At 67.3% G+C, this 21,835-nt stretch carries 23 protein-coding genes; 16 read left to right on the top strand and 7 right to left on the bottom strand.

The features are described from left to right. Positions 1-267 precede the first annotated feature (267 nt). Positions 268-663: a hypothetical protein gene (locus ACFQ27_RS00710; protein ID WP_377352011.1), complete on the top strand. Its 396-nt coding sequence runs from the start codon at positions 268-270 to the stop codon at positions 661-663. A 40-nt stretch (positions 664-703) separates the two neighbouring features. Here the strand turns inward: ACFQ27_RS00710 and ACFQ27_RS00705 are convergent, their stop codons facing one another. From ACFQ27_RS00705 to hfaA, 5 genes are all read right to left on the bottom strand, one after another. Beyond that, on the bottom strand, positions 704-1,783 hold the full coding sequence (locus tag ACFQ27_RS00705) for a pentapeptide repeat-containing protein (RefSeq protein ID WP_377352010.1): 1,080 nt from the start codon (positions 1,781-1,783) through the stop codon (positions 704-706). A gap of 314 nt (positions 1,784-2,097) precedes the next feature. Beyond that, positions 2,098-3,126, bottom strand: a complete 1,029-nt coding sequence (locus tag ACFQ27_RS00700) for a hybrid sensor histidine kinase/response regulator (RefSeq protein WP_377352009.1) — start codon at positions 3,124-3,126, stop codon at positions 2,098-2,100. Further along, on the bottom strand, positions 3,123-3,299 hold the full coding sequence (locus ACFQ27_RS00695; protein ID WP_377352008.1) for a hypothetical protein: 177 nt from the start codon (positions 3,297-3,299) through the stop codon (positions 3,123-3,125). Before ACFQ27_RS00695 ends, ACFQ27_RS00700 begins: the two co-directional genes overlap by 4 nt. Before the next feature lie 49 nt (positions 3,300-3,348). Next, positions 3,349-4,287 carry a holdfast anchoring protein HfaB gene (gene hfaB, locus ACFQ27_RS00690; protein WP_377352007.1) on the bottom strand — a complete coding sequence of 313 codons (939 nt, stop codon included), beginning with the start codon at positions 4,285-4,287 and terminating at the stop codon, positions 3,349-3,351. Next, a complete protein-coding gene (gene hfaA / locus ACFQ27_RS00685; protein WP_377352006.1) occupies positions 4,274-4,633 on the bottom strand; it encodes a holdfast anchoring protein HfaA in 360 nt (119 codons plus the stop codon). The genes hfaB and hfaA overlap by 14 nt, the downstream gene beginning before the upstream one ends. 83 nt (positions 4,634-4,716) lie before the next feature. On the opposite strand from hfaA, the gene ACFQ27_RS00680 reads away from it, so the two are divergent. The 5 genes from ACFQ27_RS00680 (at position 4,717) to ACFQ27_RS00660 (ending at position 8,418) form a co-directional block, all read left to right on the top strand. Further along, positions 4,717-5,082, top strand: a complete 366-nt coding sequence (locus tag ACFQ27_RS00680) for a helix-turn-helix domain-containing protein (RefSeq protein WP_377352005.1) — start codon at positions 4,717-4,719, stop codon at positions 5,080-5,082. Between the two features lie 9 nt (positions 5,083-5,091). After that, complete coding sequence (locus ACFQ27_RS00675) at positions 5,092-5,532, top strand: helix-turn-helix domain-containing protein (RefSeq protein ID WP_377352004.1); 441 nt, start codon at positions 5,092-5,094, stop codon at positions 5,530-5,532. A 268-nt stretch (positions 5,533-5,800) separates the two neighbouring features. Further along, the gene (locus ACFQ27_RS00670) at positions 5,801-6,283 is read left to right on the top strand and encodes a hypothetical protein (RefSeq protein ID WP_377352003.1); all 483 of its coding nucleotides are present in this window, start codon (positions 5,801-5,803) and stop codon (positions 6,281-6,283) included. 267 nt (positions 6,284-6,550) lie between these two features. Continuing rightward, positions 6,551-7,939 carry a vWA domain-containing protein gene (locus ACFQ27_RS00665; RefSeq protein ID WP_377352002.1) on the top strand — a complete coding sequence of 463 codons (1,389 nt, stop codon included), beginning with the start codon at positions 6,551-6,553 and terminating at the stop codon, positions 7,937-7,939. Next, the gene (locus tag ACFQ27_RS00660; protein ID WP_377352001.1) at positions 7,936-8,418 is read left to right on the top strand and encodes a hypothetical protein; all 483 of its coding nucleotides are present in this window, start codon (positions 7,936-7,938) and stop codon (positions 8,416-8,418) included. The genes ACFQ27_RS00665 and ACFQ27_RS00660 overlap by 4 nt, the downstream gene beginning before the upstream one ends. Before the next feature lie 269 nt (positions 8,419-8,687). On the opposite strand, the gene ACFQ27_RS00655 is transcribed toward ACFQ27_RS00660, so the two are convergent. Further along, complete coding sequence (locus ACFQ27_RS00655; protein WP_377352000.1) at positions 8,688-9,680, bottom strand: threonine/serine dehydratase; 993 nt, start codon at positions 9,678-9,680, stop codon at positions 8,688-8,690. A gap of 104 nt (positions 9,681-9,784) precedes the next feature. Between ACFQ27_RS00655 and ACFQ27_RS00650 the strand changes: the two genes are divergently transcribed. The 6 genes from ACFQ27_RS00650 to ACFQ27_RS00625 are packed head-to-tail and all read left to right on the top strand — an operon-like array spanning position 9,785 to position 15,584. Then, positions 9,785-10,381: an HD domain-containing protein gene (locus tag ACFQ27_RS00650; protein WP_374345579.1), complete on the top strand. Its 597-nt coding sequence runs from the start codon at positions 9,785-9,787 to the stop codon at positions 10,379-10,381. Between the two features lie 29 nt (positions 10,382-10,410). After that, positions 10,411-11,061, top strand: a complete 651-nt coding sequence (locus ACFQ27_RS00645) for a helix-turn-helix transcriptional regulator (RefSeq protein WP_377351999.1) — start codon at positions 10,411-10,413, stop codon at positions 11,059-11,061. Beyond that, positions 11,058-12,023, top strand: a complete 966-nt coding sequence (locus ACFQ27_RS00640; protein ID WP_377351998.1) for a hypothetical protein — start codon at positions 11,058-11,060, stop codon at positions 12,021-12,023. The genes ACFQ27_RS00645 and ACFQ27_RS00640 overlap by 4 nt, the downstream gene beginning before the upstream one ends. Then, positions 12,020-12,967, top strand: a complete 948-nt coding sequence (locus tag ACFQ27_RS00635; RefSeq protein ID WP_377351997.1) for an alpha/beta hydrolase — start codon at positions 12,020-12,022, stop codon at positions 12,965-12,967. Before ACFQ27_RS00640 ends, ACFQ27_RS00635 begins: the two co-directional genes overlap by 4 nt. Further along, entirely contained in the window at positions 12,967-14,052 is a 1,086-nt protein-coding gene (locus ACFQ27_RS00630; protein WP_377351996.1) for a M14 family metallopeptidase, read from the top strand. The genes ACFQ27_RS00635 and ACFQ27_RS00630 overlap by 1 nt, the downstream gene beginning before the upstream one ends. A gap of 47 nt (positions 14,053-14,099) precedes the next feature. After that, on the top strand, positions 14,100-15,584 hold the full coding sequence (locus tag ACFQ27_RS00625; protein ID WP_377351995.1) for a carboxylesterase/lipase family protein: 1,485 nt from the start codon (positions 14,100-14,102) through the stop codon (positions 15,582-15,584). On the opposite strand, the gene ACFQ27_RS00620 is transcribed toward ACFQ27_RS00625, so the two are convergent. After that, positions 15,581-16,441: a MurR/RpiR family transcriptional regulator gene (locus ACFQ27_RS00620; protein ID WP_374345585.1), complete on the bottom strand. Its 861-nt coding sequence runs from the start codon at positions 16,439-16,441 to the stop codon at positions 15,581-15,583. The two genes, ACFQ27_RS00625 and ACFQ27_RS00620, sit on opposite strands and share 4 nt — an antisense overlap. 81 nt (positions 16,442-16,522) lie before the next feature. Between ACFQ27_RS00620 and ACFQ27_RS00615 the strand changes: the two genes are divergently transcribed. The 4 genes from ACFQ27_RS00615 (at position 16,523) to ACFQ27_RS00600 (ending at position 21,772) form a co-directional block, all read left to right on the top strand. Continuing rightward, complete coding sequence (locus tag ACFQ27_RS00615) at positions 16,523-17,698, top strand: mandelate racemase/muconate lactonizing enzyme family protein (RefSeq protein ID WP_377351994.1); 1,176 nt, start codon at positions 16,523-16,525, stop codon at positions 17,696-17,698. 11 nt (positions 17,699-17,709) lie between these two features. Then, complete coding sequence (locus tag ACFQ27_RS00610; RefSeq protein WP_377351993.1) at positions 17,710-18,771, top strand: DUF2817 domain-containing protein; 1,062 nt, start codon at positions 17,710-17,712, stop codon at positions 18,769-18,771. 60 nt (positions 18,772-18,831) lie between these two features. Then, a complete protein-coding gene (locus tag ACFQ27_RS00605) occupies positions 18,832-20,034 on the top strand; it encodes a glycoside hydrolase family 172 protein (RefSeq protein WP_377351992.1) in 1,203 nt (400 codons plus the stop codon). Positions 20,035-20,179: 145 nt separating this feature from the next. Further along, a complete protein-coding gene (locus ACFQ27_RS00600) occupies positions 20,180-21,772 on the top strand; it encodes an amidohydrolase family protein (protein WP_374345589.1) in 1,593 nt (530 codons plus the stop codon). Positions 21,773-21,835 lie beyond the last annotated feature (63 nt).

Here is a 21,835-nt window from a genome sequence, read left to right as displayed (position 1 = left end):
ACCAAAGCCAAGCCGAGCGTTCGGCCGTCGCGCTTGCTCTAGAGGAGGGCTTATGCGGGCGACCTCAACCGTCGCTTTGGGATGGGCGGTCATTATGTTGAAGTCCGCCCATGAGATCTATGTCGCGGTCGCACCGGCGATCAATCGACACCCCGTAGATGTCGGTGCGCCCCAGATGTCATTCTCCAGGCCTGCGGATCTTGCAGAGTCAGTCCATCTGGGTCGACTGCGCCGCCCTGATGTGCGCCCAACAGCAAGGTGGCGGCGATGACTGAATATGATCAACGGATCCTGGCCGCCTGTGCGGGCTTGCTCATCTGCCTTTTCGTGTTGGGATCATTCCTCCGCACCGAGCGGCGACGGACAGGCCCCAAGGCCTCAGTGATCGGAACCGTCATCGGCCGCGCGACGAGCCGTGAAGATGGCGTCGAGACGAGCGCAGCGATCATTCGTTACGCGGTGAACGATAATGTGTTCGAGATTACGGACGAGATTTGGCAGCCGTGGCCAACATCGAAAGTCGGCGTCCGGGTCCGGCTGCTATACCCCATCGGCCGTCCGCAAGACGCCTATCGCCCTCGTCCCTTGTTGCGGGGCCTTGTCGCTGCAGGCCTAGTGGCGCTTGGGGGCGCCATGGTCGCCATTCTGTTGGGGCGCCTATGACCCCAATAGTCGTGTCTGCCGGCTATCGCCGACCGAAGGGCTAAGATAGCCACGCCACATGAAGGCCGGTGCCGTGCAGGATCGCGCCCGAAAAGTCGACGCGCTTCTCCTGGCCGGACAGCATTTGGATCGCCGTAAGGTCCGCTCCGAGAAAGCTGGCGTGCGCTAGGTTCGCGCCCCGAAAGTTTGCGCCGCGCAGGTCGGCGTTCTGGAACTTGGCGCCCCTTAGATCTGCGCCGCTGAAGGTGGCGCCGATCAATTGCGAGCCTGAGAAGTCGAGGCCCACGCCGCAAGCACCTGAGAAATCACCACCAGACAGCCTGCGACCGGCATAGGCCGGCCCCGCCACCCTGAGATCCACATTGGCAAGCCGGACGGGTCGCCCAGCCTGACCTCGGCTTCCCACCCAGGATTCGGCCTCCGCCAGGGCGATCTGGATGGCGAGCACGTCGTCCGGCTTGGAGGGCGCTGGATCCAGGACACATTGGGCGAGCTCGTCCCGGGAAATCGCCAGGGCGCTGAGCTTGGCGTTAGTCAGGATGGCGCCCCTGAACCGGGCCCCCTCCGTTCGCGCGCCGGTCAGATCTGCCCCATCGAGATTGGCGTTGTCAAACCTAGCCCCTTTGAGGTTCGCGTTGCGCAGGTTCGCGCCCTTGAGCGAGCAGTTGGTGAAGTCTGCGCCATGCTCTGGGCGAGCCTCCACTTGGGACGCCGGCGCTGCGCCGATGGCGTCCGCGAACACCATAAGGGCGCCGCGCATATCCGCCCCGTCAAGGTTGGCCCCGGTCAACACCGCTCCGCCAAGGCGCGCGCCGCGTAAGTCCGAACGCACGAGGGTCGCCTGACTGAAATCGCATCCTCGCAGGCTCGCCCCGAACAACACCGCGCGGCTGAGGTCCGTGCGGGCGAACGACGATCCGTCGAGCTCAGATCCGGTGAAATCTATATCGGGCAGACGGCGGTCTGCGGCCTGCATGCCCTTGGCGCGGATAAACCGCGGCAGGCGCCGTGCGCCAGCCCTCCGCCCCGTAGCAACAGCTTCCTGAGCGGAGAGCATCGCCAAAAATGACGCCGCCTCAATGTCGATGAGCTTCGCGGGTGCAAGGGGGGAAGACGGCAAGTGCTTGGCGCTACGCTAGCAAGGGATGAATAGTAAGCTAAGTTAGGCAACAATAGTTCTGGTCTTTCGGGTGGATGCTGGATCGTAGAGGGTGAAGGATCTGTATCGTTGATCGGGGTACGACCCGATTTGAGCAACTGACTCCTGGGCGTGTTGAGCAAGGTTACTGATCTCATCACCCATCAAAGTTGCGTCCTGTCGCCACGGGCGCGGCGTGCGCGAACAGGGCGCGACATTGAGAGGGTGTCCGCGAACATGTTTTGCGGCCTGGCATATCAGGTGCCTCAGGTGACGAAGCCGCCGCAGGGCGTTGATCAGACTTGGCTGTCTCTCAGCGGTTTCAGGGCCTCCAACAAACCCAGGGGCGTTATGGGTTTAGAGACCACGCCATCAAACGCCGACAGGTCCAGCCCCTCGCGGACATCCGCTGAGAAGGCGAAGACAGGCGTCTGTTGCGAGGGCCCAGGCGTACTCCGCAGAGTCTTCAGCGCCGCATAGCCGTCCATCACGGGCATGCGAAGATCCATCAAGATCAAGTCGAAGGCCTGCTCGGCCGCCTGGGCGACCGCCTGCGCCCCGTCGGCCACCGTCGAGACCTCCGCACCCACCGCCTGCAGGATCACCTGCACCAGTTCGAGATTCACCGGGTTGTCGTCAGCCACGAGGATGCGCAGATGCGCGACATCTTTCGGCGCTGGCGCGGCGTCATCTGTGTCCGGGGCAGTGACGACCGGCGCGGGTATCCAAAAGGAGAAGGTGGCGCCCTGGCCGAGCTGGCTTTGCACCGTGATCTCGCCGCCCATCGTATTCGTAAGCGCGCGGCAGAGGGCCAATCCAAGGCCGGTGCCGCCATGTTTGCGCGTGATGGCGTTGTCGACTTGCGAAAATCTCTTGAACAGCCTGGCCTGCTCGTCACTGGACAGCCCCGGGCCGGTGTCGCAGACCGTAGCGCGCAAAGCGCCCGCTTCATCCGCCAGGCTCAAGCGGACTTGTCCGGTGTCAGTGAATTTCACCGCGTTGCTGATAAGGTTCGTCAGCATCTGGCGCAGAGCCTGGGGGTCAACTAGCCGTGGCCCAGGCTTCAAGGTGCTGATGAAGTCGAGCGCAAGGCCCTTGTCCGCAGCCTGCACTTGAAAAAGCTCCATGGTCTCGCGAGCCAAGCTGACGACATCCGTCGCGACCGGATGGAGCACCATCTCGCCGGCCTCAAGCTTGGAAAAGTCCAAGATGTCATTGATCAACCCCAGCAGGGCGCGACCTGCGGTGTCGATCCGCTCGGCGTACTGACGGGCTTCGCCCGCAAGATCCGGGCGGTCCTTCAAGAGCGCCGAAAAGCCGATCACTGCGGTTGGTCCAAGGCGAACTCGGCCTCGAACATATCTCCCTTCTCGGCGTGTTCGCAGGCCAAACGCGCCAACGCCATGGCGTCCTCAAGCTGTTCAATCGTCATGCGTTCGCCCTTGGATAGGCAGGTTTGGGGCGCGATGCGACGGTCGGTGCTTTCGAGTCGGACCATCTAAGCGACTTTCGGTCTCTGGCCTCAGCCGGTTCACCCACTTTAGGCTTCAATTGCGCCGCCCCGCCCATGACATGCCGCCCCCTATCGGGCTGTAGGCGCTGCGGGTCCTCTCGGGCGCCAGCGGATCCGGCGACCTGGAGAGGCAGGCTTCCGGTCCCGGCAGTCTGTAGAGCCCAGACATCATCTCCAGAACCGCGCGCTCGATCTCGCTTCTGACGGCCAACTGCATCGGCTCCAGACCACCTTTACCGCCGCTCAGGTCCACGACGGTGTCGCCGAAGAAGCTGAAGACGCCGGCGCTCACTTCTCGGCCGACGATCTGCTTCTGATAGGAGACAACATCGACAATGTCCGAGGTCTTGGTGTCGACCAGCCGAAGATCGATGCCGACGTTCATGATGTAGCTGCGGCTGCGGAACTGACCCTTCAGGTCGCGGGCGGCTTGCCCACCGACGGCGGCGTCAGCGCCTGAAGACCGAATATTGTAGTTCAGTTCCGTGATGCCGCCGATGAGCACGTAGTCCGACCCGGACATCATCCCGACTGGGATCTGGCGGTACTCGCCCGCCCCTTGGCCGCTATCGGAAATCAGCTTGCCGTTAGCGTATTTCAACTCTAGCTCCGATACGGAGTTGTCGTAGCGCTCCACCAGGCGGGCGCCCGACTTGGCGAGCGCCGTGATGGCCATCAGCGAGGCGCCCTGGGTGAGCTTGGGGCCGCCCTGGAAGTCATCCTGCTTGCCGGTGTAGTCAGATATGCGGCCCACCGCGATGCGCGGCGAGGGCCTGCCGTAGCTGCGCGCGTATTGAGACAGGCAGATGAGCGCCTCCGAATAGGGCGTATCGTTGGCCGTGACCGGCGCCGTGCCGATAGGGTCGGCATAGAGGCCGTTCGCCGCAACGGGGGGCGCAGCTGTGCCGGCGCAGGCGCCCAAAGCCAGGGCGTATACCGTCGCGAGGATCGGATGGAGCTTAGCGCGAGACATGGGCCACCGTCGCATTGCCAAGCGCGGCGTTGGCTTGCACCGCTCCGGAGTTGGTCTGGGTCGCGTCGACGATGATCGTGTTCCACGATCCGGCGGCGACGATATTGATCTGGTTGGCGACTGCCGAGACGTCGATCTGGCCCAGTTTTCCAAACGAAGTTGAGGCGTCGCCAAGTCCTGGCCCAAGGCCGCCGGCAAGCCCCGTGGGCTCCGTAAGGAGACCGTTGACAATGACACGGTTGCCATTGGCGTCCCGGGTCGAGGTCTCGATCGGGCGAGCCTCTTGGCCCATCACCCGTCCATAGCCGGTTGGGCGACGACGGCGGTCGGAGTTTCGAGCCTTCACCCGGTTGTGGAGCCTGCAGGCCAGGCATCAATAGCCCCGGTGGTGGGCGGGCGGTGAGCGCTGTGGAGCAAGATGAGGGCCAAGTGGCGTCAACAGCGGCGTTCCTCTGCGCATCGCTGAAGGAGGGCAGCCGTGTGCTTGGCGTCGATCCGATCAGCACCTTGATCATCTTAAGCGCTATGCAGGAGCGGGAGGCGCGTCCCAGGTCGGCATCCGCTTTGAGCCGGCAATTGGGCCTACCGCGCGAGACCGCCCGGCGACGCGTTCGCGCCCTGCAGGACGCCGGATTCTTTGCACCGCCATCTCAAGCGCAGGAGGCGCTCGAACTGGTTGAGCGTGCGGAGATCGCCGCCTTGTCCGTCATGCTGTCGGACTTGGCGTTGCATCACGCTCTGACCTGGGAGCCCGAGATCTTGAGCGTCGAGGGCCAAGTGCCCGCCCCCGTCTAGACCCAGCTTATGGAACACAAGACCATTATGAAAGCGTCCCGCAGGCCGCCGGAGGGCTTTGATGTGCATATCGGTCGTCGCCTCCGGGTAGGCCGGAAGGCGGCGGGGCTCACGCAACAGGGCGTGGGGGATGCTTTGGGGCTGACCTTTCAGCAGGTCCAGAAGTACGAACAGGGTCAGAACCGAATTAGCGCATCAGCGCTCTATCGCATTTCGGCGCTCCTGGGTCTCCCCGTGGATTTCTTCATTGAGGGCCTTAACCCCCATGAGGCCCTCGAAGGCGTTTCCGAAAAGACCAATGCTGATCGCGCAGATTGGAGAAATTCGGTGAGAGCGCTACGTTCCGCCTCTGATCAGCAAGATCTTGCAGATGCTTGCGCGCTGATGAGGCAAACTTCTGTGCGCCGTCGACTTGCAGAGATTGTTGCGGAACTTACTGGTCAACGTTGATCTAGATTTCTGCTTCGGCGTAGAGGTAGCACCACACCGCTCTTCATGGTGCTGAGCAGATTGCGGCGCCACACGCGGCTTCTAAAGTAATCTCTGGTCAAGGAAGTCCTGGAGACAGGCGCACCAACGACTGCCTGCACCGCCATGTGGCGCTGCAATACCCCTAGACCCTGCGGGCTCAGCGCCCCTAGCCCCCACAATGCAATGGATCGTCTCCTCCAATCCGGAAGACCTTCCGAAAATCCGCCCTTGATGGTGAAGTGGGCGCATGACCCCATCTCCACGCGCCGACAGCCGTATGATCTCCGGCGCGGCGATCTCGAACGAGATCTTCTTCGAGATTTCAAACCTCGCCCCGGATGGCAGGACGGCTGCGCTCCAGGTCCTGCCGATCCAGGAGATCTGGCAGGAAAGCTCGGGCGAGCCGCTGAATCAGTTACCGGGTGTGTTGGAATTCGTTGGCGACGACGACGTCGCGCAGACCTCCAACCTCCAACGGGAGGACGCTGGCTATAGGGTTCAGCTTGCGCTGCCCCGGGGCGATCATGACGCCCTATGCCGACGGCTGGCCGGGAGCGGCGCACGGCTAAAGCTCATTTTCAACGTGGAGTATTCCCAAGGCTTCGAGTCGCCAGGCGGATACTCGGACGCACATGGGGTGCGTTACTGGGACGATGTGACCTATCCACGCGTCAGCATCGACGGCTTTGAGATCAGCGCGTTCGACGATGCGCACGCTGCCCGCGCGTAGCCGGCCCCCGAGTTCGGCCTAGGGCGGGTTCTCAAGAACCCGGACGGCCTTGCAAAAGCCCCAAGCCGTTCGACAACATCGGCTCTCGCGCTCAACAGCGTCGACGGCCGGGGGCAGATGAACGAAGCGCGGAACAAGGGACTGATCGCAGCCGCTGTGATGAGCGGTCTGCTACTGGGTTGCGGAACGCGGGAAGTCCCGGCGCCGCCGGCTCCCCAGGCGCAACTTGTCACGCCGGCGCTCGGCGTCGAGCCAAGGCCCGCCAGAATGCAGCCGCCCGCGAAAATGAAGGAGCGCTACAGCGCGCCAGGGCTGAACCCGGTCCGCTCGACGCGTGAGGCCCCTGTGTCGACCTTCGGGGTCGACGTCGACACCGGCGCCTACGCGCATGTTCGCCGCCTGCTGAACCAGGGAATGACGCCACCCGCCGACGCCGTGCGCGTCGAGGAGATGATCAACTACTTCCGATACGACCTGCCCGCGCCCACGGATCGCGCCCAGCCGTTCAGCATCACCACCGACCTCGCCACGACCCCCTGGAGTCGCAGAACCCATCTGCTGCGGATTGGTCTGAGAGGGTACGATGTAGCGCGCGCCGAGCGCCCTGCGGCCAACATCGTCTTCGTCGTCGATGTCTCCGGCTCGATGGAGGCCGACAACAAGCTGCCCCTGGTGAAGGCGACGCTGGCGATGTTCGCCGATCAACTGCGGCCGGACGACCGCGTGTCCCTCGTCACCTACGGCGACATCGCCAGGCTGGCGCTCGGGCCTGGCAACGACCGCGAGGCGCTTCTCGCCGCCATCGAACCGCTCAAGGCCTTCGGCTTCACCGCCGGTGGGGAGGCCCTGGCCATCGCCTATGGGGTCGCCCAGAGCGCCTTCATCCAAGGCGGGATCAACCGCATCATCCTGGCCACGGACGGCGACTTCAACCTCGGGCTCAGCGATCCCGAACAGCTGAAAGCCTATGTCGAGCGGGCTCGGGCGGACGGGGTCACCCTCACCACCCTGGGCTTCGGCGACGGCCCCTATTCCGACGCGATGATGGAGACCCTCGCCGACGCCGGAAACGGCGCCTACGCCTATGTCGACGGCCTGAGTGAAGCCCGCAAAGTGGTCGTCGACGAACTATCCTCCACACTGTTCACCATCGCCCAGGACGTGAAGGTGCAGGTGGCGTTCAATCCCGACCAGGTCTCAACCTACCGCCTGATCGGCTATGAGAACCGTCAGCTTCCACAGGATGGGTTCGCCCATGACAGTGTGGACGCGGGCGACATCAGCGCCGGGCATCAGGTGACCGCGCTCTACGAGATCGAGCTGGCCAGCGCCAAGCAAGTCCCGCACGGCCAGCAGGCGGGCGGGACGCACGAGCTTGCCACCCTTGATCTGCGCTACAAGCTGCCCGGCGAGACCGTTTCGAAGATCATTCGAAAGCAGATCACCGTACCGCGCGAGACGCCCATAGGCCCGCCCCAGCGGGATTTCGCCTTCGCCGCAGCCGTCGCCGCCTTCGGTCAGTCCCTGCGTGGCGGAAAGGATCTCGGCGACTTCGACCGCGACGACATCGTTCGCCTCGCTGGACCGCAGAGCGACCTTCGCCGCCAGGAGTTCCTGCGCCTGGTCGCCCTGCCCGCAGCAGCTTCGCGACGATGACAGACGGGTTTGTCCTGCCGTTGCGGGAGCGCGGACAACTCGCCTTCCCGGCCGAGATCGCCGGCTGGCGTCGCCGCCCGCCCAGCGACACCGATCTTCCCGGCCATGTCCTGTGCTGGAACCGGAGCAATGCAGCGCCCTCGCCTTGCGTGCAGATCGTCGCCTTGACCGGGCCGCTCATGCGGGACGAAGAGGTCTTGGCCGCCTGTTGTCGCTATGAACCGGCCGATATCGAGGACGCCGTGCGCATCACGTCGATCCGATTTGGCGACAGCCTGCGGCTCGGCAAATGGCTGCCGACCGAGACGACGCCCGATGTCGCTGTGGCCTTGATCGGATCGGCCTGTGAGGTCCTGCTCACTGCATCAGGCATGTCGACCGCGGCCGAGAATTTGGACAACCTCCTGGAGGTCGCCGCGCACGGGCTGTTCGGCCCCGCGCCGGCCACGGCGGGCGGCGCGATGAAGGCCCCACGCTAACGGGCGCGATTCATCGGCTCCGGCGCCTTCGCCTCGTCCAGGGTGGGCATCATGTCGAGACGCAGGCCACTCACCTTCTGTCAATCGACCACGACCGCCAGGCTCTTCCGGGCAACCGCCAGGGCGGCCTCATCCTCCGCCCTGATGTTGACGGTCGTCAGGCCCGACGGCCCGCCCCGCACCTTGTAGGTACAGGCCAACCCGCCCGTTTCGCAGTCGACCCTGTATTCAACGCACAGCGCGCCGTCGCAAGCCTTTGTAAGGGCGTCTTAGACGCCGACGCCCCGCTCGATAGCGCCGAGGAACCGCTCGAGCGCGATGTTGCGGCCGCAGAGGATGACCGCGACGCGCCGCCCCTGGAACCGCTCGCGGTTCACGGCGAGGCCGGCCAGGGCCAGGGCGGCGGAGCCTTCCACGATCCAGTGATCCGAGGCCGCCAGGTCCCGCAGCGCCCGGGCGATATCGGCCTCCTCCACCTCGAAGGTGTCATCCACCACTTGCCTGGCGAGCGGGATGGTCACCGCGCGGGGCTCGACCGCGCCGGCGGTGGCGTCGGACAAGGTGGGCAGTTCCTCGTAGTCGACCACCTCGCCCGCCTCCATGGCCCGAAGCAGGGCCGCCGAGTTGCGCGGCCAGCAGGCGGCGACGCGGGTGCGGGGAGACAGCATCCGCAGCGCGGCGCCGATACCCGAGACCAGGCCGCCGCCGCCAGTGCCGACGAACACCGCGTCCAGGTCCTCAGCCTGACGCGACAACTCCAGGCCGATAGTCCCCTGGCCGGCGATCACGTCGAGATCATTATAGGGGGAGATATAGACCCGACCGCTGACTTCGGCGACGCGGCGGGCTTCCAGCTCCACGGCAAGGGAGTCGGCTTCCAGCAGCACCAGCTCCGCGCCCCGGGCGCGGATCGCCGCCAGCTTGGCGGGTGACGCCTCAGTCGAGGCGTAGACCGTCGCGGCCACGCCCGCCCGGGCCGCCGCCAGAGCGACACCCTGGCCATGGTTGCCGGTGGAGGCGGTGACGACGCCGCGCCGCCGCTGCTCCTCCGTCAGCAGACGGATCTTGTTCAGCGCCCCGCGGATCTTGAACGATCCGGTCGGCGCCAGGTGCTCGCACTTCAGCAGGACCTCACAGCCCAGCTGCTGAGACAGAACCGGACTAAGCTCAAGCGGGGTCGGCGGAAACAGCTCGCGCACCGCGCCCTCGGCGGCCTCGATGGCCTGCAGCACGGCTGCCAGATCGGTCCCGGTCTCGCTCATCCGCCCCTCGCCAGCCGATCCAATGTTGGACGCATAATTCCAGATTGGAATCTTTGTCAACGGGCCCTAGGATCAGCTGACAGAGCGCGCCAGGGGGAAGCAGCATGACCGACCACCACACCGAGACGAAGACCAGCTTCCACGCCATGACCGAGGGCACGGCGGAACAGTGGCAGGAGATCTCCAGGCTGGCCGGAGACTTCCGCCGCGAACTGCCGGACCGGCTGCTCGGTCAACTGCGGATGCTCGAAGGCGGCCTGGATGGCTATGCGGTCAACCGCTTGGAACACAGCCTGCAGACCGCCACGCGGGCGTTCCGGGACGGCCGCGACGAGGAATATGTCGTCTGCGCCCTGATGCACGACATCGGCGACCTGATGGGCCCGGCCAACCACGCCGAGATCGGCGCGGTGATCCTCAAGCCATTCGTCAGCGAGGCGAACCACTGGATGCTCGACAAGCACGGCGTCTTCCAGGGCTACTACTTCTTCCATCACCTGGGTCTGGATCGGGACCTTCGGGAGCAGTACCGCGGCCATCCGCACTTCGAGCACTGCGCGGAATTCTGCCACCGCTACGACCAGAACAGCTTCGACCCGGCCTATGACTCGATGCCGCTGGAGGCCTTCGAGCCGATGCTGCGCCGGGTGCTGGCCCGCCCGCGCCAGTCCATCTACCTGCGCGCGCCCGCCAAAGCCTGATCGAGCGCTGCCCCTCACCCGGAGCGACCATGACGCCGCCTGACGACTTTCAGACCCACACGCCCGGCCTGACGCCCTTCTTCGCTGTGGCCGACGGCTTGGCGGCGTTGCACGCGCCCCATGTCGAGGCGGTGGTGCATGACCTGGCGACCGGCTGCGTGGCCCATATCGCCAATCCGATGTCGCAGCGCGGGCCTGGCGATCCGTCCCTGCTGGAGGGCTTCGCCTGGGATGAATCGAGCCGGGTGATCGGCCCCTATGAGAAGATCAACTGGGACGGCCGGCGCATGAAGTGCGTGTCCATCGTCCTGCGCGATGGAGCCGGCGCCCCCCTGGGCCTCTTGTGCCTCAACACCGATGTCTCCGGCCTGGACGCCGTGCGTCGGGCCCTTGACGCCTTCCTGGCCCCGGCAGCGCCCCAGGGCGAGGTGGCCTCGCTGTTCGTGGCCGACTGGCATGAGAGCGTGAACCGCCTAGTCGCCGCCTGGACCGCGGAGCGCGGCCTGGTTCTCGACCGCCTGGACCGCGCCCAGCGCCGGGCGCTGATCGCTGAGTTGCAGCGCAGAGGCGCCTTCGAGGCCCGCCGTGCTCCGGCCTATGTGGCGCGCCTGCTGGGCGTCAGCCGGGCCACGCTCTACGGCGAACTGGCCGCCCTGCGCGCCGAGGCGGGCGAGGCGTGAAGGTCGTCAGCCGCGATGAGATCCGGGCCGTCTTCGACCCGGAGGCGAGCCTTGCCGCCGTCGCCCAGGCCATGCGGCGCTTCGCCCGCGGCGAGGCCCAACAGGCGGCGGTCGGCCACCTGGGATTCACCGACCCGCCTGGCGACACCCATATCAAGAGCGCCTGGCTCAGGGGCGACGACGCCTTCGTGGTGAAGCTGGCCTCGACCTTCTACGACAATCCGCGCCAGGGTCTGCCGCCCGGGTCTGGTCTGATGCTTGTGGCCAGCGCCCGCACTGGGGCGCCCCTGGCGCTGCTGCAGGATGATGGCGAGCTGACCGATCTGCGCACCGCCATGGCCGGCGCCGTCGCCGCCCAGGTGATCGCCGACCCCGCCTGGCGCGCGCCGACCCTGGGCGTGGTGGGCGCCGGGGTTCAGGCCGAGTTGCAGGCCGCCTGGATCGCGCGTCAGATCGGCGCCGGGCGCATCCTGGTCTGGGCCCGGCGCACGGACGCCGCCGATGAGCTCTGCCGCCGGCTGCAGGTCCAGGGGTTCGCGGCGGATCGCGCCCCTGACCTCACAGAGCTTGGCCACAGGGCGGACCTGATCGTCACCACCACGCCGGCCCGCGAGCCGGTGCTGCTGCGCGACATGCTGCGCCCCGGCTACCGGATCGTCGCGGTCGGCGCCGATGCGCCCGGCAAGCGGGAACTGGGGCCAGGCGTGGTCGCAGGGGCGGACCTGGTGCTCGCCGACAGCCGCAGCCAGGCCCTGGATCACGGCGAATGCGCCTGGGCCCGGCAAGAGGGTCTGGCCGTCGAGCAGGTCATCGAGATTGGCGCCCTCTTGCCGGATGGCCCGGCCCCGTCGCCGGGCGTCTCTGCGGTAGCCGACCTCACCGGGCTTGGCGTGCAGGATGTCGCCATCGCCCTGGGAGTCTGGGCCAGCCTCTCATCTTACAGCCAGCAGGATCCGTCATGACCGGACTGACCCCCGCCGCCGATGTCGGCGCCGCCGCCTTCCTGAGCCCCGAAGCCCTGGCCCAGTTGGAGCAGGAAACGCCGGCGCGACTGGCGGGCGTGGACCTGACGCCGGCGCTCGCCGCTCAGATCCGCGAGATGGGCCGCGCCATGGGCGCCCAGCGCAAGGCTGACCTGCAGGCCCGGTTCGAGGTCGAGGTGCAGAGGATCGAGATCGCCGAGATCCCCGTGGTCCGGGTCCGCCCGCGAGAAGGTCACACACAGGATCGCCGCATCCTGTACCTGCACGGCGGCGCCTTCGCCTTCGGCGAGGCCCACGACACCGGCGCCATGCTGCTGGCCCGCAGGTTCGGCGTGGAAGTGCTGTCCGTGGAGTATCGCCTGGCGCCGGAACACCCCTTCCCGGCTGGCCTGGAAGACTGCGAGGACGTCTATCGCGAGCTGGCCTGGGGCGGCGGCGCCAAGGGGCTGGCGGTGGTGGGCATGTCAGCCGGCGCGACCCTGGCCGCCACCATGCTGTCCAGCGCCCAGGCCGAGGGCCTGGATATGCCGGACGCCGCGATCCTGCTCACGCCGGGCGCCGACATGAAGGCCATCGGCGACAGCCTGGAGGCCAATGACGGCCGCGACCCGGTGCTAAGCTGGACCGACCAGCTCGACAAGGCGCTGGCCGCCTATGTCGGAGAGGCTGATCCGGAAGCCCCTCGACTGTCCCCGTCGCGGGCGACCTATGCGCCAGGCTATCCGCGCAGCGTGATCGTCACCGGCACCCGTGATGTGCTGTTGAGCCCCTGCGTCCGGCTCTACTGGGCCATGCGGCGCGGCGGGGTCGAGGCGGACCTGAGGGTCTGGGACGGCATGTGGCACGGCTTCATGTTCAGCCCCGACCTGCCCGAGGCGAAGGCGTGCCTGGACGACATCGCCGCCTTCCTCGGTTGGGCGTGATGGACAGTCTCGACAGCTTCAGCGCCGACTACGCCGAGGCGCGGGACAAGTTCCGGGCCGCCGCCGCAGACGAAGGCGCGCAGACCCAGCAGATCCCCCATCCCCTGACCGGCCCCAAGGGCGAGGCCCTGGCCGTGGATGTCGCCTGGCTTGGCCCACGCGAGGCTGAACGGGTGCTGGTGACCTTCAGCGCCGTCCATGGAGTCGAGGGGTTCTGCGGCTCGGGCGCTCAGGTGGACTGGCTGCGCCGGGGCGAAGGTCGTGACCTGCCGGCCGGCGTGGCCGTCATGCACGTCCACGCGGTCAACCCGCACGGCTTCGCCTGGCTGCGGCGGATGACCGAGGAGAATGTCGACCTCAACCGCAACTGGATCGACTTCGCGGCCGAGCGCCCGCGCAACCTGGGCTACGAGGCCCTGGCCGGCGTCCTGAGTCCCGCCGACTGGTCCGCGGAGACCCAGGCCGCGACCCGCGCCGCCCTGGGCGACTATGGGCGCGAACATGGCGCAGCGGCCCTGGCCGAGGCGGCGAGCGGCGGCCAGTACGTCGATCCGAAGGGCATCTTCTATGGCGGCCAAGCGCCCGTCTGGGCGCGACGCACCCTGACGGACCTGCTGAGCGAGCGGCTGGCCCGCGCGCGGCGGGTGGCGGTGATCGATTTCCACACCGGCCTCGGCCCCTGGGGCTATGGCGAGCCGATCATCGTCGAGGGTCCGGGCGACCCGGCCTATGAGCGGGCGCGAAACTGGTTCGGCGCCGCGATCACCTCCATGGCCAAGGGCGAGGCAGCGATCTCCAAGGTCAGCGGCGACACCCTGGAGGGCGTGCCGGCCCTGCTCGGTCATGCCGAGACGGCCTGTGTGGCCCTGGAATTCGGCACCCTGCCCGGCCCCAAGGTCCTGAACGCCATCCGCGCCGACAACTGGCTGCACATGCACGGCGACCCGCTGGGGGCGGACGCCGCGGCCATCAAGGCCGAGATCCGCGCCGCCTTCTTTGGCGACCAGCCGGACTGGAAGGGAATGATCCTGGGCCAGGCCCTGGCTACCGCGCGCCAGGCCCTGGGCGGCCTCGCGGCCGCCTGACACGCCGACAACGAGACAATTCCCCTCAGGGGAAGACGGGGGGAACCATGAAGAACCTGATCCTGGCGGCGGCGCTAAGCCTCGCCGCCACCAACGCCGCGGCGGAACCCGTTCGGGTCAAGGTGGAAACCGGCGTGCTGGTCGGGGATGCCCGCGATGGGGTCGCGAGCTTCCAGGCCGTGCCCTACGCCGCCCCGCCTGTCGGCGACCTGCGCTGGGCGCCGCCCGCACGGCCCGTGCGCTGGACCGGCGAGCGCGACGCCACCCAGCAGGGTCCGGCCTGCATGCAGAAACTGCTGCCCGGCGGGCTTGCGAACGGCGGCGGGGTCAAGGCCCCGGTCAGCGAAGACTGCCTGCAGGCCTATGTCTGGGCCCCTGTGGACGCCAAGGCCGCGCCGGTCCTCGTCTGGATCCATGGCGGGTCGCACAAGACCGGCGCGGGCTATGTCACGTCCGGCGCCGCCTTCGCCCGAGACGGTGTGGTCGTGGTGTCCATCAACTATCGGCTGGGCCCGTTCGGATCCTTCGCCCATCCGGCCCTGACGAAGGCTGCGCGGGGCGGTCCTGTGGGGAACTACGGGCTGATGGACCAGGTGGCCGCGCTGGACTGGGTGAAGCGGAACATCAGCGCCTTCGGCGGGGACCCGAGGCAGGTGACCGTCGCCGGCGAGAGCGCCGGCGCCATGAGCGTTCAGTTCCTGATGGCGACGCCGGCCGCGCGCGGCCTCTACCGCCGCGCCATCGTGCAGTCCGGAGGCGGCTGGTATCCGAAGGAGACCCTCGCAGACCGCGAGGCCACCGCGGTCGCCGCTGAACCCGCGCTCGGCCTGACCGCGCCCACCCTCGCAGACCTTCGCGCCCTGCCGGCCCAGACGGTGCTGGATAAGGTCGGCGGCGCCTATGCTCCGTTCGTTGACGGGGTGTTCCTGAAGGAGACTCCGACGGAGGCCTTCCTCCGCCGCCACGTTCCGGATGTCCCGCTGATGATCGGGACCAATTCCGGCGAGGATATTCTGATGGGGCCTTACGTCCCCGCCATGTCGGCGGCCGTGCCGGCCAAGGTGCGCGCAGCCTACCCAGATGAGGCCGCGCGGGGCGAGGAGGCGCTGGTGCGTGCGGACTATACCGACCGGGTGTTCGCGGCCCCGGCCCGCTGGGTGGCGCGGCAGGCGTCGGAGGGCGCACCGGCCTGGCTCTACCACTTCTCCTATGTGACCAGCCGCTACCGGCCGATCACGAAGACGGCCTATCACGCCGCCGAGATCGAGTTCGTCTTCAAGGATTTCGGCGCGACGCCGGATCGCTTCATCAGCCCGGACGACCGGGCCATGGCGGAGTTGATGCACGCCTGCTGGCTCGCCTTCGTGAAGGGTGGCCCGCCCACCTGCGGCGGCGCCGGTCCCTGGCCCGCCTATCAGGCCTCGAGTGACACGCTCTACCAGTTCGGCTCCGACAGCGGCCCACGCACGGCCTTTCGCAAGGCCCAGCTCGACGCCCAGACGGCGGCCACCAGCCTGGTTCCAGCGCGTTAGGGGGCCAGGTCGCCCTTGAGCGCGCCGCCTTCTGTCCACAGTTCCTCGGCCCTAGCCAGGCTGCGCACGGCGGACTCTCCCATGGCCCGGCCGGTGGCGTCGAGCAGCAGGTTCACCAGGGCCATGACCCCGGTCTTGCTCTCGAACATCCCGGCGGTGGCGCGCCAGACCCGGAAGTGAAGGTCGCTGTCGACGGCGATGGGGTTGAACGGACTGTCGGTGATGGTGATCGCCTTGAGCCCCAGGCGGCGCGCCATCGCGTGAGTCTCCATCACCCATCGCTCGTTGCGCTGGGCGTCCATGGTGACAATGACGTCCTCGGCCCGCGCCCCGCCCAGCTGGCTGGTGACCCGGAACGGCGTACCGCTCAGCCGCTGCACCCGGCCGCGCAACAATTGCAGGAAGTCGGCGAAGGTCCGGCCCGGCCCGGCCCACTGTTCCGCGGCCAGGATGAAGACCCGCCGGCCCGGATCCGCCAACCAGGCGGCGGCGGTCTCGGCCTTGGGCCAGGCTTCCGCCAGGGTCTCGCGGACATTGAGGCTCTCCACCTCCAGCCAGACATTCAGTTCGCCCGACGTCCCCGGCTCAGCCGCTCGGCGGTAGGACGAGGAGATGCGACCGGACAGGTCCCGGCGGATCGCCGCCTGCAAGTCCAGGAAGCCCTGAAATCCCAGTTTCATCCCGAACCGCACCACACTGGGCGCGGAGGTGTCGGCCGCCCGCGCCACCGAGGCCGTGGTGCCGAAGGCGACGGCTTCCGGATCGTCACAAACCAATTGGCCCAGCCGGCGCTCCGTCGGCGTGAGGGTCTCCCGCCGGGCCAGGATCAGGTCGGCGACTTTTTCTGTAACGTCCATTACTTTCTTTCAAAGTTTGTAATGAAAATTATCCTGCTCTCCAGGCCTCGCGCAAGTCGGGGCGACACTGGGGAGGAAGCCATGGCGCCTGACACGATCGTCCGGATCGAGCTCACTGAGGTGGCCATTCCGTTCAAGGAAGAGGTCCGCGCCGTGATGGGCGGGTCGGGCAACGGCCTGGGCATGGCCATCGCCGCGGAGGAACCCTGGCTGGGCGGCGACTTCGTGATCTGCCGCCTGTTCAGCGCCGACGGCCATGTGGGCTGTTCAGAGGTGTTCGTCTGGCTTCCGGAAGCCGGGGTCTCGCCCAAGGGGATCGTCGACTCCATCGTCTCGGACATGGCCCGCTACGTCCTGGGGGAGTCGGCCTTCAACACCCAGCGGATGGCCGCCCGGCTGACCAACAACATCAACCGCAACGAGATCGCCAAGGGCCTGCTGGACAGCGCCTGCTGGGAGCTGAAGGCCCGGATCGCCGGCCGCTCCGTCGCCGACATGCTGGGCGGAGCCCAGGTCGACCGCCTGCCGTTGTGCGCCTTGATCCCGCTGCTGGACGACCTCGACACCACCGTGGGGCTGGTCCGGCACTGGCAGGAGCGGGGCAGCAAGACCTTCCGCATCAAGCTGGGCCGCGGGGCGGTCGAAGACGCTCGGATCATGAAGGCGGTCCGCGAGACCGTCGGCCCTCACGCCAAGCTGCGCGTCGACTACAACCAGGCCTACGACCCGTTCGAGGCCGTCGAGGCGATCAACGCCATCATCCCCTATGGCCTGCAGCTGGTTGAACAGCCGACCAAGGCGGGCGTCCCCACCGCCATGGCCACCGTTCAGTCGCGGGTCAGCGTCCCGATCATGGCCCATGAGGGCTGCTTCTCCCTGGGCGAACTGTTCGAGTTGCACGCCCTGGGCGGCATCGGCGCCATCGGCATCAATGGCGAGCGTCCCGGCGGTCTGACCGCCGCCACCCGGGCCATCCACTTCGCCGAGCAGCACGGCCTGGGCGTCGTCATCCACAACCAGCCCAGCGGGCTGGGGTCGGTCTGGCAGGTGCACCTCGGCGCGGCCTATGCGCCGTCCCTGCGCTACGACATGGAGCTGTTCGGCCAGGTCATGCTGGAGCACGACCTGCTGCAGTCCCCGCTGGTCTACCGCGACGGCTTCGTCCACCTGCCCGAGGGGCCGGGCTGGGGCGTCGAGCTCGATATGGCCGCCGTCGAACGCTACGCGGTCCGCCCCACCGTCGTCCTGCAAGCCTGAGGAAGCCGCCGATGCTCGACCTGAAATCCATGGCCGCGCGCCACGACGCCACCCGGGACGCCTTCCTGGCCGCCGCCGGGGAGGCAGGCTTCACCCTGGCGTTTCACCCGCATCCGCAAGCAGGGCCGACCGGGGGCGTGATCGGGACCCATGTGGCCAGCGCCGGGCCGTCGGACGCCGAGGAACTGGTCTGCATCACCTCGGGCCTGCACGGCATCGAGGGCTATCTGGGCTCGGAACTGCAGACCCGCCTGCTCCGCGAAGGGGTGCTGGCCCCGCTGCTCCAGGACCGGCGTGTGGTGTTGGTCCATGCGGTCAATCCGTTCGGCTTCGCCTGGCACCGGCGGGTCAACGAGGACAACATCGACCTCAACCGTAACTTCATCGACTTCGAGAAGCCCCTGCCCGTCAACGAGGGCTATGAGGCGTTCAAGGAGATCCTAAACCCCAAGGTCTGGAACGACGCCCATGTGGCCGAACTGGAGGCCGCCGCCCGCGAGGCCGGGCAGCGTCTGGGCCCGTTCCAGCTGTTCAAGGCGGTGAGCGGCGGCCAGTACGCCTATCCGGGCGGCATGCAGTACGGCGGGTCGGGTCCGGCCTGGTCGCGCCGCACGATCGAGCGGATCTGGGCCGAGGCGATGCAGGGCCGCGCGCGCGCCGTTCACCTGGACCTGCACACGGGTCTTGGCCGCCGCGGCGAGGGCTTGCTGATGACCTATGGGGCCGAGAGCCAGTCGCGCATCCAGCGCGCGCGGCGCATGTGGGGCGACATCGCCCTGTCCCCGCCGGCGGATGACCCGTCGATCCTGTCGACGGGCACCATGGGGCCGCACCTGGAAGGCATGTTCCCGGCCGCCGAGGTCCTGTCGGTGACCCTGGAGTTCGGCACCCTGCCGGGGGAGAAGGTCAGCCGCTCCATGGCGGCGGACAACTGGCTGCACCAGTTTGGCGACTTCGCCAGCGCCCAGGGCATGCAGATCAAGCGCGACATCCTGGACGCCTTCTACGTCGACGCCCCGGACTTCCGCGAGATGGTCTGGACCCGGACCCGCGACGTCGTCGCCGCCATTTAGACCAAGCCTGACACGGCGACGGGGCCAACCGTCGCGCACCGGATTTAGGAAGGAACACCCATGCGCGCGATCACCAGGATCGTCGGGGCCGCAGTGGCGGCCATGACCTTTGGCGGGGCGGCGAACGCCGCGCCTGCTCCAGGGGTCGGCGAGCTCTACCGGATGAGCGACGCCGTCAGCCGTTCGATCAGCCCGGAGAACCTGACCGGCGAGAAGGGCCAAGGGGCGCGGATCCAGGTTGAGAAGGGCAGCGCGCGCGACGCCGCCCAGGACCTGGGGACGGGCTGGAAGGTCAATCCCTTTGTGATCATCTTCCCGGGCAACCGGCTGACCCTGGGCGAGGCCGAGGGCCCTGGGGTGATCAACCACATCTGGATGACGCTCGGCCAGCCGGACTACCGCTCCTATATCCTGCGCATCTACTGGGACGGCGAGACCACGCCCTCGGTCGAGGTTCCGGTCGGGGACTTCTTCGCCTCAGGCTTCGGGCGCGACGCCGCGCCGGTGATCGATTCCGCCGTCGTGGCGGTGAATTCGGGCAGCGGGCTGAACAGCTTCTGGCAGATGCCCTTCCGCAAGAAGTTCCGCATCGAGATCGAGAACCGCGGCAAGGCTCCCGTGCCGATCTACTACCAGATCAACTACGCGCTTCAGCCCGTGCCCAAGGACGCCGCCTACCTGCACGCCCAGTTCCGCATGGTCGACCGGCTGAAGCCCAAGACCGATTTCACGATCCTCGATGGGGTGAAGGGCCAGGGCCACTATGTCGGCACCTACCTGACCCACTCGGCCTTCAGCCCCGGCTGGTGGGGCGAGGGCGAGGTGAAGTTCTACATGGACGGCGACACCGACCACCCCACTATCAACACCACCGGTGAGGAGGACTACTTCCTGGGCTCCTACGGCTATCGTCGCCCCGACGCCCAGAAGAAGCTGCAGGAGGTCGACTTCTCGAGCCTCTATGCGGGCTTCCACGTCTTCAACAAGACCGACATGTGGACCGAGTACTACATGAAGGATCGCGAGCGCCGGATCGGCGAGTACCGCTGGCACATCCTGGATCCGGTGCGGTTCAAGTCCGACCTGAAGGTGACCATCCAGGCCATCGGCTGGCAGGGCCCGCCGGTCCGCTACCTGCCCCTGGATGATGGATTCTCGTCGGTCGCCTACTGGTACCAGGCCGAGCCCCACGCCGCCTTCCCCGCCCTGCCGGACGACGCGACCCTGGCCTGGAAGCCGCTCAAGACGCCCAAGCCGAAATAGGCGGACCGGACACAGGTCTCCGCGGTGATGCACGCGACACCGATCCGGCGCGCCGCGGACGATCCTGACTGTTCGAGCGCTCAGGCGACTTGGACTGGCGGCGCGCCCGCGTATGATCCGCCCGATCAGGGGCGGGGACGAGCGTATGGCGGTCTGGAAGATGATGGCGGTGGCGGCGGCTTTGCTGACCCTGCCGATGGGCGCTGCGGCGGGCGGGATGAACCCCGCGCCGGACCGCAAGCCGGGGGAAGGCCAGGGTCCGTTTAAGACCCTCATCATCCGGGGCGGGACGCTGGTCGACGGGACCGGCGCGCCGCCGGTAGGCCCGGTGGACATCATCATCCACGACAACCTGATCGCCGAGATCCGCGAGAGCGCCCGGCCCGGGCAGGTGGGCGCGCCGCCCAAACCCCTGCCCGCCGCCGACCAGGTGATCGACGCCACGGGCCAGTATGTGCTGCCCGGCTTTGTCGACATGCACACCCATGGCGGGACGCCCGACAAGGCGGCGGACCTGACCTATGTCTACAAGCTGTGGCTGGCGCACGGGGTGACCACCGTGCGCACCGTGCCGCTGGTGTGGGACGACAATGCGCTGGTCGTCAGCGAGAAGACGCGCAGCGCCCGCAACCAGATCGTCGCCCCTCGAATCTTCAACTACACGACCCCCTGCTCAAGCTGGGGCAAGGGTCCCTGCAACACGCCCGAACAGGGCCGCGCCTTTGTCCGTTGGGCCGCCAAGAACGGCGTCGACGGCATCAAGTTCTTCAATTTCGAGCGGCCCGAGATCATGGCCGCGATGCTGGATGAGGCGAAGATCCAGCACATCGGCACGGTGGCCCATCTGAGCCAGCCCGGCGTGGGGCGGATGAACGCCCAGCAGGCCGGCGCCTTGGGCCTGGGCACCGTCACCCACTACTACGGCCACTTCGAGTCGATCCTGAAGGACCACCAGATCCAGGCCTTCCCGACCGACTACAACTACGCCAACGAGGAGGACCGCTTCGGCCAGGCGGCGGCGATCTGGGACCAGACCGTCGAGCCAGGTTCAAAGGAATGGTGGGACTATCTGCAGGCTCAGAAGGCCAACCATGTGACCTTCGATCCAACCTTCACCATCTACTCGGCCGGCCGCGATCTGATGCGGGCCCGCAACGCCGACTGGCACAAGCCCTACACCCTTCCCTCACTCTGGGCCTTCTATCAGCCGAGCCACGCGCACCACGGCTCATTCTTCTTCGACTGGACGACCCAGCACGAGGTGACCTGGCGCCGCTTCTTCGAGCGCTACATGCAACTGATCCACGACTACCAGAAGATCGGCGGGCGGGTGACGACGGGCTCGGACTCCGGCTTTATCTTCAACCTCTACGGCTTCGGCTACATTCAGGAGCTCGAACTCCTGCAGGAAGCCGGCCTGACGCCGCTGGAGGTGGTCCGCTCGGCGACCCTGAACGGCGCCACGACGCTCTATGATCCCAAGGGCGAGGCGCCGCCGATGGGTGAGGTCGCGCCGGGCAAGCTGGCCGACCTGGTGATCGTGCCCGAGAACCCGCTGGCCAACTTCAAAGTGCTGTACGGGACCGGTCGGATGAAGTTCGACGAGACGACCGGCCAGACGGGCATGACCGGCGGCGTGCGCTACACGGTCAAGGACGGCATCGTCTATGACGCCAAGGCCCTGCTGGCCGACGTGGCGGCCATGGTCGAGGCGCAGCGCGCGGCGACTGGAAAATAGCGGACGGCGCGGACTGGAAGGGGTTGAGCCTTGATCTGAAGCCTGAACGGGGCGCCGCTGACC

This window comes from Phenylobacterium conjunctum (assembly GCF_042679085.1).
In the GTDB taxonomy this organism is placed as follows: Bacteria; Pseudomonadota; Alphaproteobacteria; order Caulobacterales; family Caulobacteraceae; genus Phenylobacterium; species Phenylobacterium conjunctum.
This window is presented reverse-complemented; position numbering and strand designations above follow the sequence as displayed.

What these genes read in the sequence shown, in the direction of transcription:
- ACFQ27_RS00605 (WP_377351992.1), top strand. Translation starts at nt 18,832, where the DNA reads ATGCGCGCGATCACCAGGATCGTCGGGGCCGCAGTGGCGGCCATGACC.
- ACFQ27_RS00675 (WP_377352004.1), top strand. Translation starts at nt 5,092, where the DNA reads ATGGAACACAAGACCATTATGAAAGCGTCCCGCAGGCCGCCGGAGGGC.
- ACFQ27_RS00695 (WP_377352008.1), bottom strand. Translation starts at nt 3,299, where the DNA reads ATGGTCCGACTCGAAAGCACCGACCGTCGCATCGCGCCCCAAACCTGC.
- ACFQ27_RS00670 (WP_377352003.1), top strand. Translation starts at nt 5,801, where the DNA reads ATGACCCCATCTCCACGCGCCGACAGCCGTATGATCTCCGGCGCGGCG.
- ACFQ27_RS00650 (WP_374345579.1), top strand. Translation starts at nt 9,785, where the DNA reads ATGACCGACCACCACACCGAGACGAAGACCAGCTTCCACGCCATGACC.
- ACFQ27_RS00655 (WP_377352000.1), bottom strand. Translation starts at nt 9,680, where the DNA reads ATGAGCGAGACCGGGACCGATCTGGCAGCCGTGCTGCAGGCCATCGAG.
- ACFQ27_RS00610 (WP_377351993.1), top strand. Translation starts at nt 17,710, where the DNA reads ATGCTCGACCTGAAATCCATGGCCGCGCGCCACGACGCCACCCGGGAC.
- ACFQ27_RS00625 (WP_377351995.1), top strand. Translation starts at nt 14,100, where the DNA reads ATGAAGAACCTGATCCTGGCGGCGGCGCTAAGCCTCGCCGCCACCAAC.
- ACFQ27_RS00630 (WP_377351996.1), top strand. Translation starts at nt 12,967, where the DNA reads ATGGACAGTCTCGACAGCTTCAGCGCCGACTACGCCGAGGCGCGGGAC.
- ACFQ27_RS00660 (WP_377352001.1), top strand. Translation starts at nt 7,936, where the DNA reads ATGACAGACGGGTTTGTCCTGCCGTTGCGGGAGCGCGGACAACTCGCC.
- ACFQ27_RS00710 (WP_377352011.1), top strand. Translation starts at nt 268, where the DNA reads ATGACTGAATATGATCAACGGATCCTGGCCGCCTGTGCGGGCTTGCTC.
- ACFQ27_RS00615 (WP_377351994.1), top strand. Translation starts at nt 16,523, where the DNA reads ATGGCGCCTGACACGATCGTCCGGATCGAGCTCACTGAGGTGGCCATT.
- ACFQ27_RS00665 (WP_377352002.1), top strand. Translation starts at nt 6,551, where the DNA reads ATGCAGCCGCCCGCGAAAATGAAGGAGCGCTACAGCGCGCCAGGGCTG.
- ACFQ27_RS00600 (WP_374345589.1), top strand. Translation starts at nt 20,180, where the DNA reads ATGGCGGTCTGGAAGATGATGGCGGTGGCGGCGGCTTTGCTGACCCTG.
- ACFQ27_RS00620 (WP_374345585.1), bottom strand. Translation starts at nt 16,441, where the DNA reads ATGGACGTTACAGAAAAAGTCGCCGACCTGATCCTGGCCCGGCGGGAG.
- ACFQ27_RS00635 (WP_377351997.1), top strand. Translation starts at nt 12,020, where the DNA reads ATGACCGGACTGACCCCCGCCGCCGATGTCGGCGCCGCCGCCTTCCTG.
- ACFQ27_RS00645 (WP_377351999.1), top strand. Translation starts at nt 10,411, where the DNA reads ATGACGCCGCCTGACGACTTTCAGACCCACACGCCCGGCCTGACGCCC.
- hfaB (WP_377352007.1), bottom strand. Translation starts at nt 4,287, where the DNA reads ATGTCTCGCGCTAAGCTCCATCCGATCCTCGCGACGGTATACGCCCTG.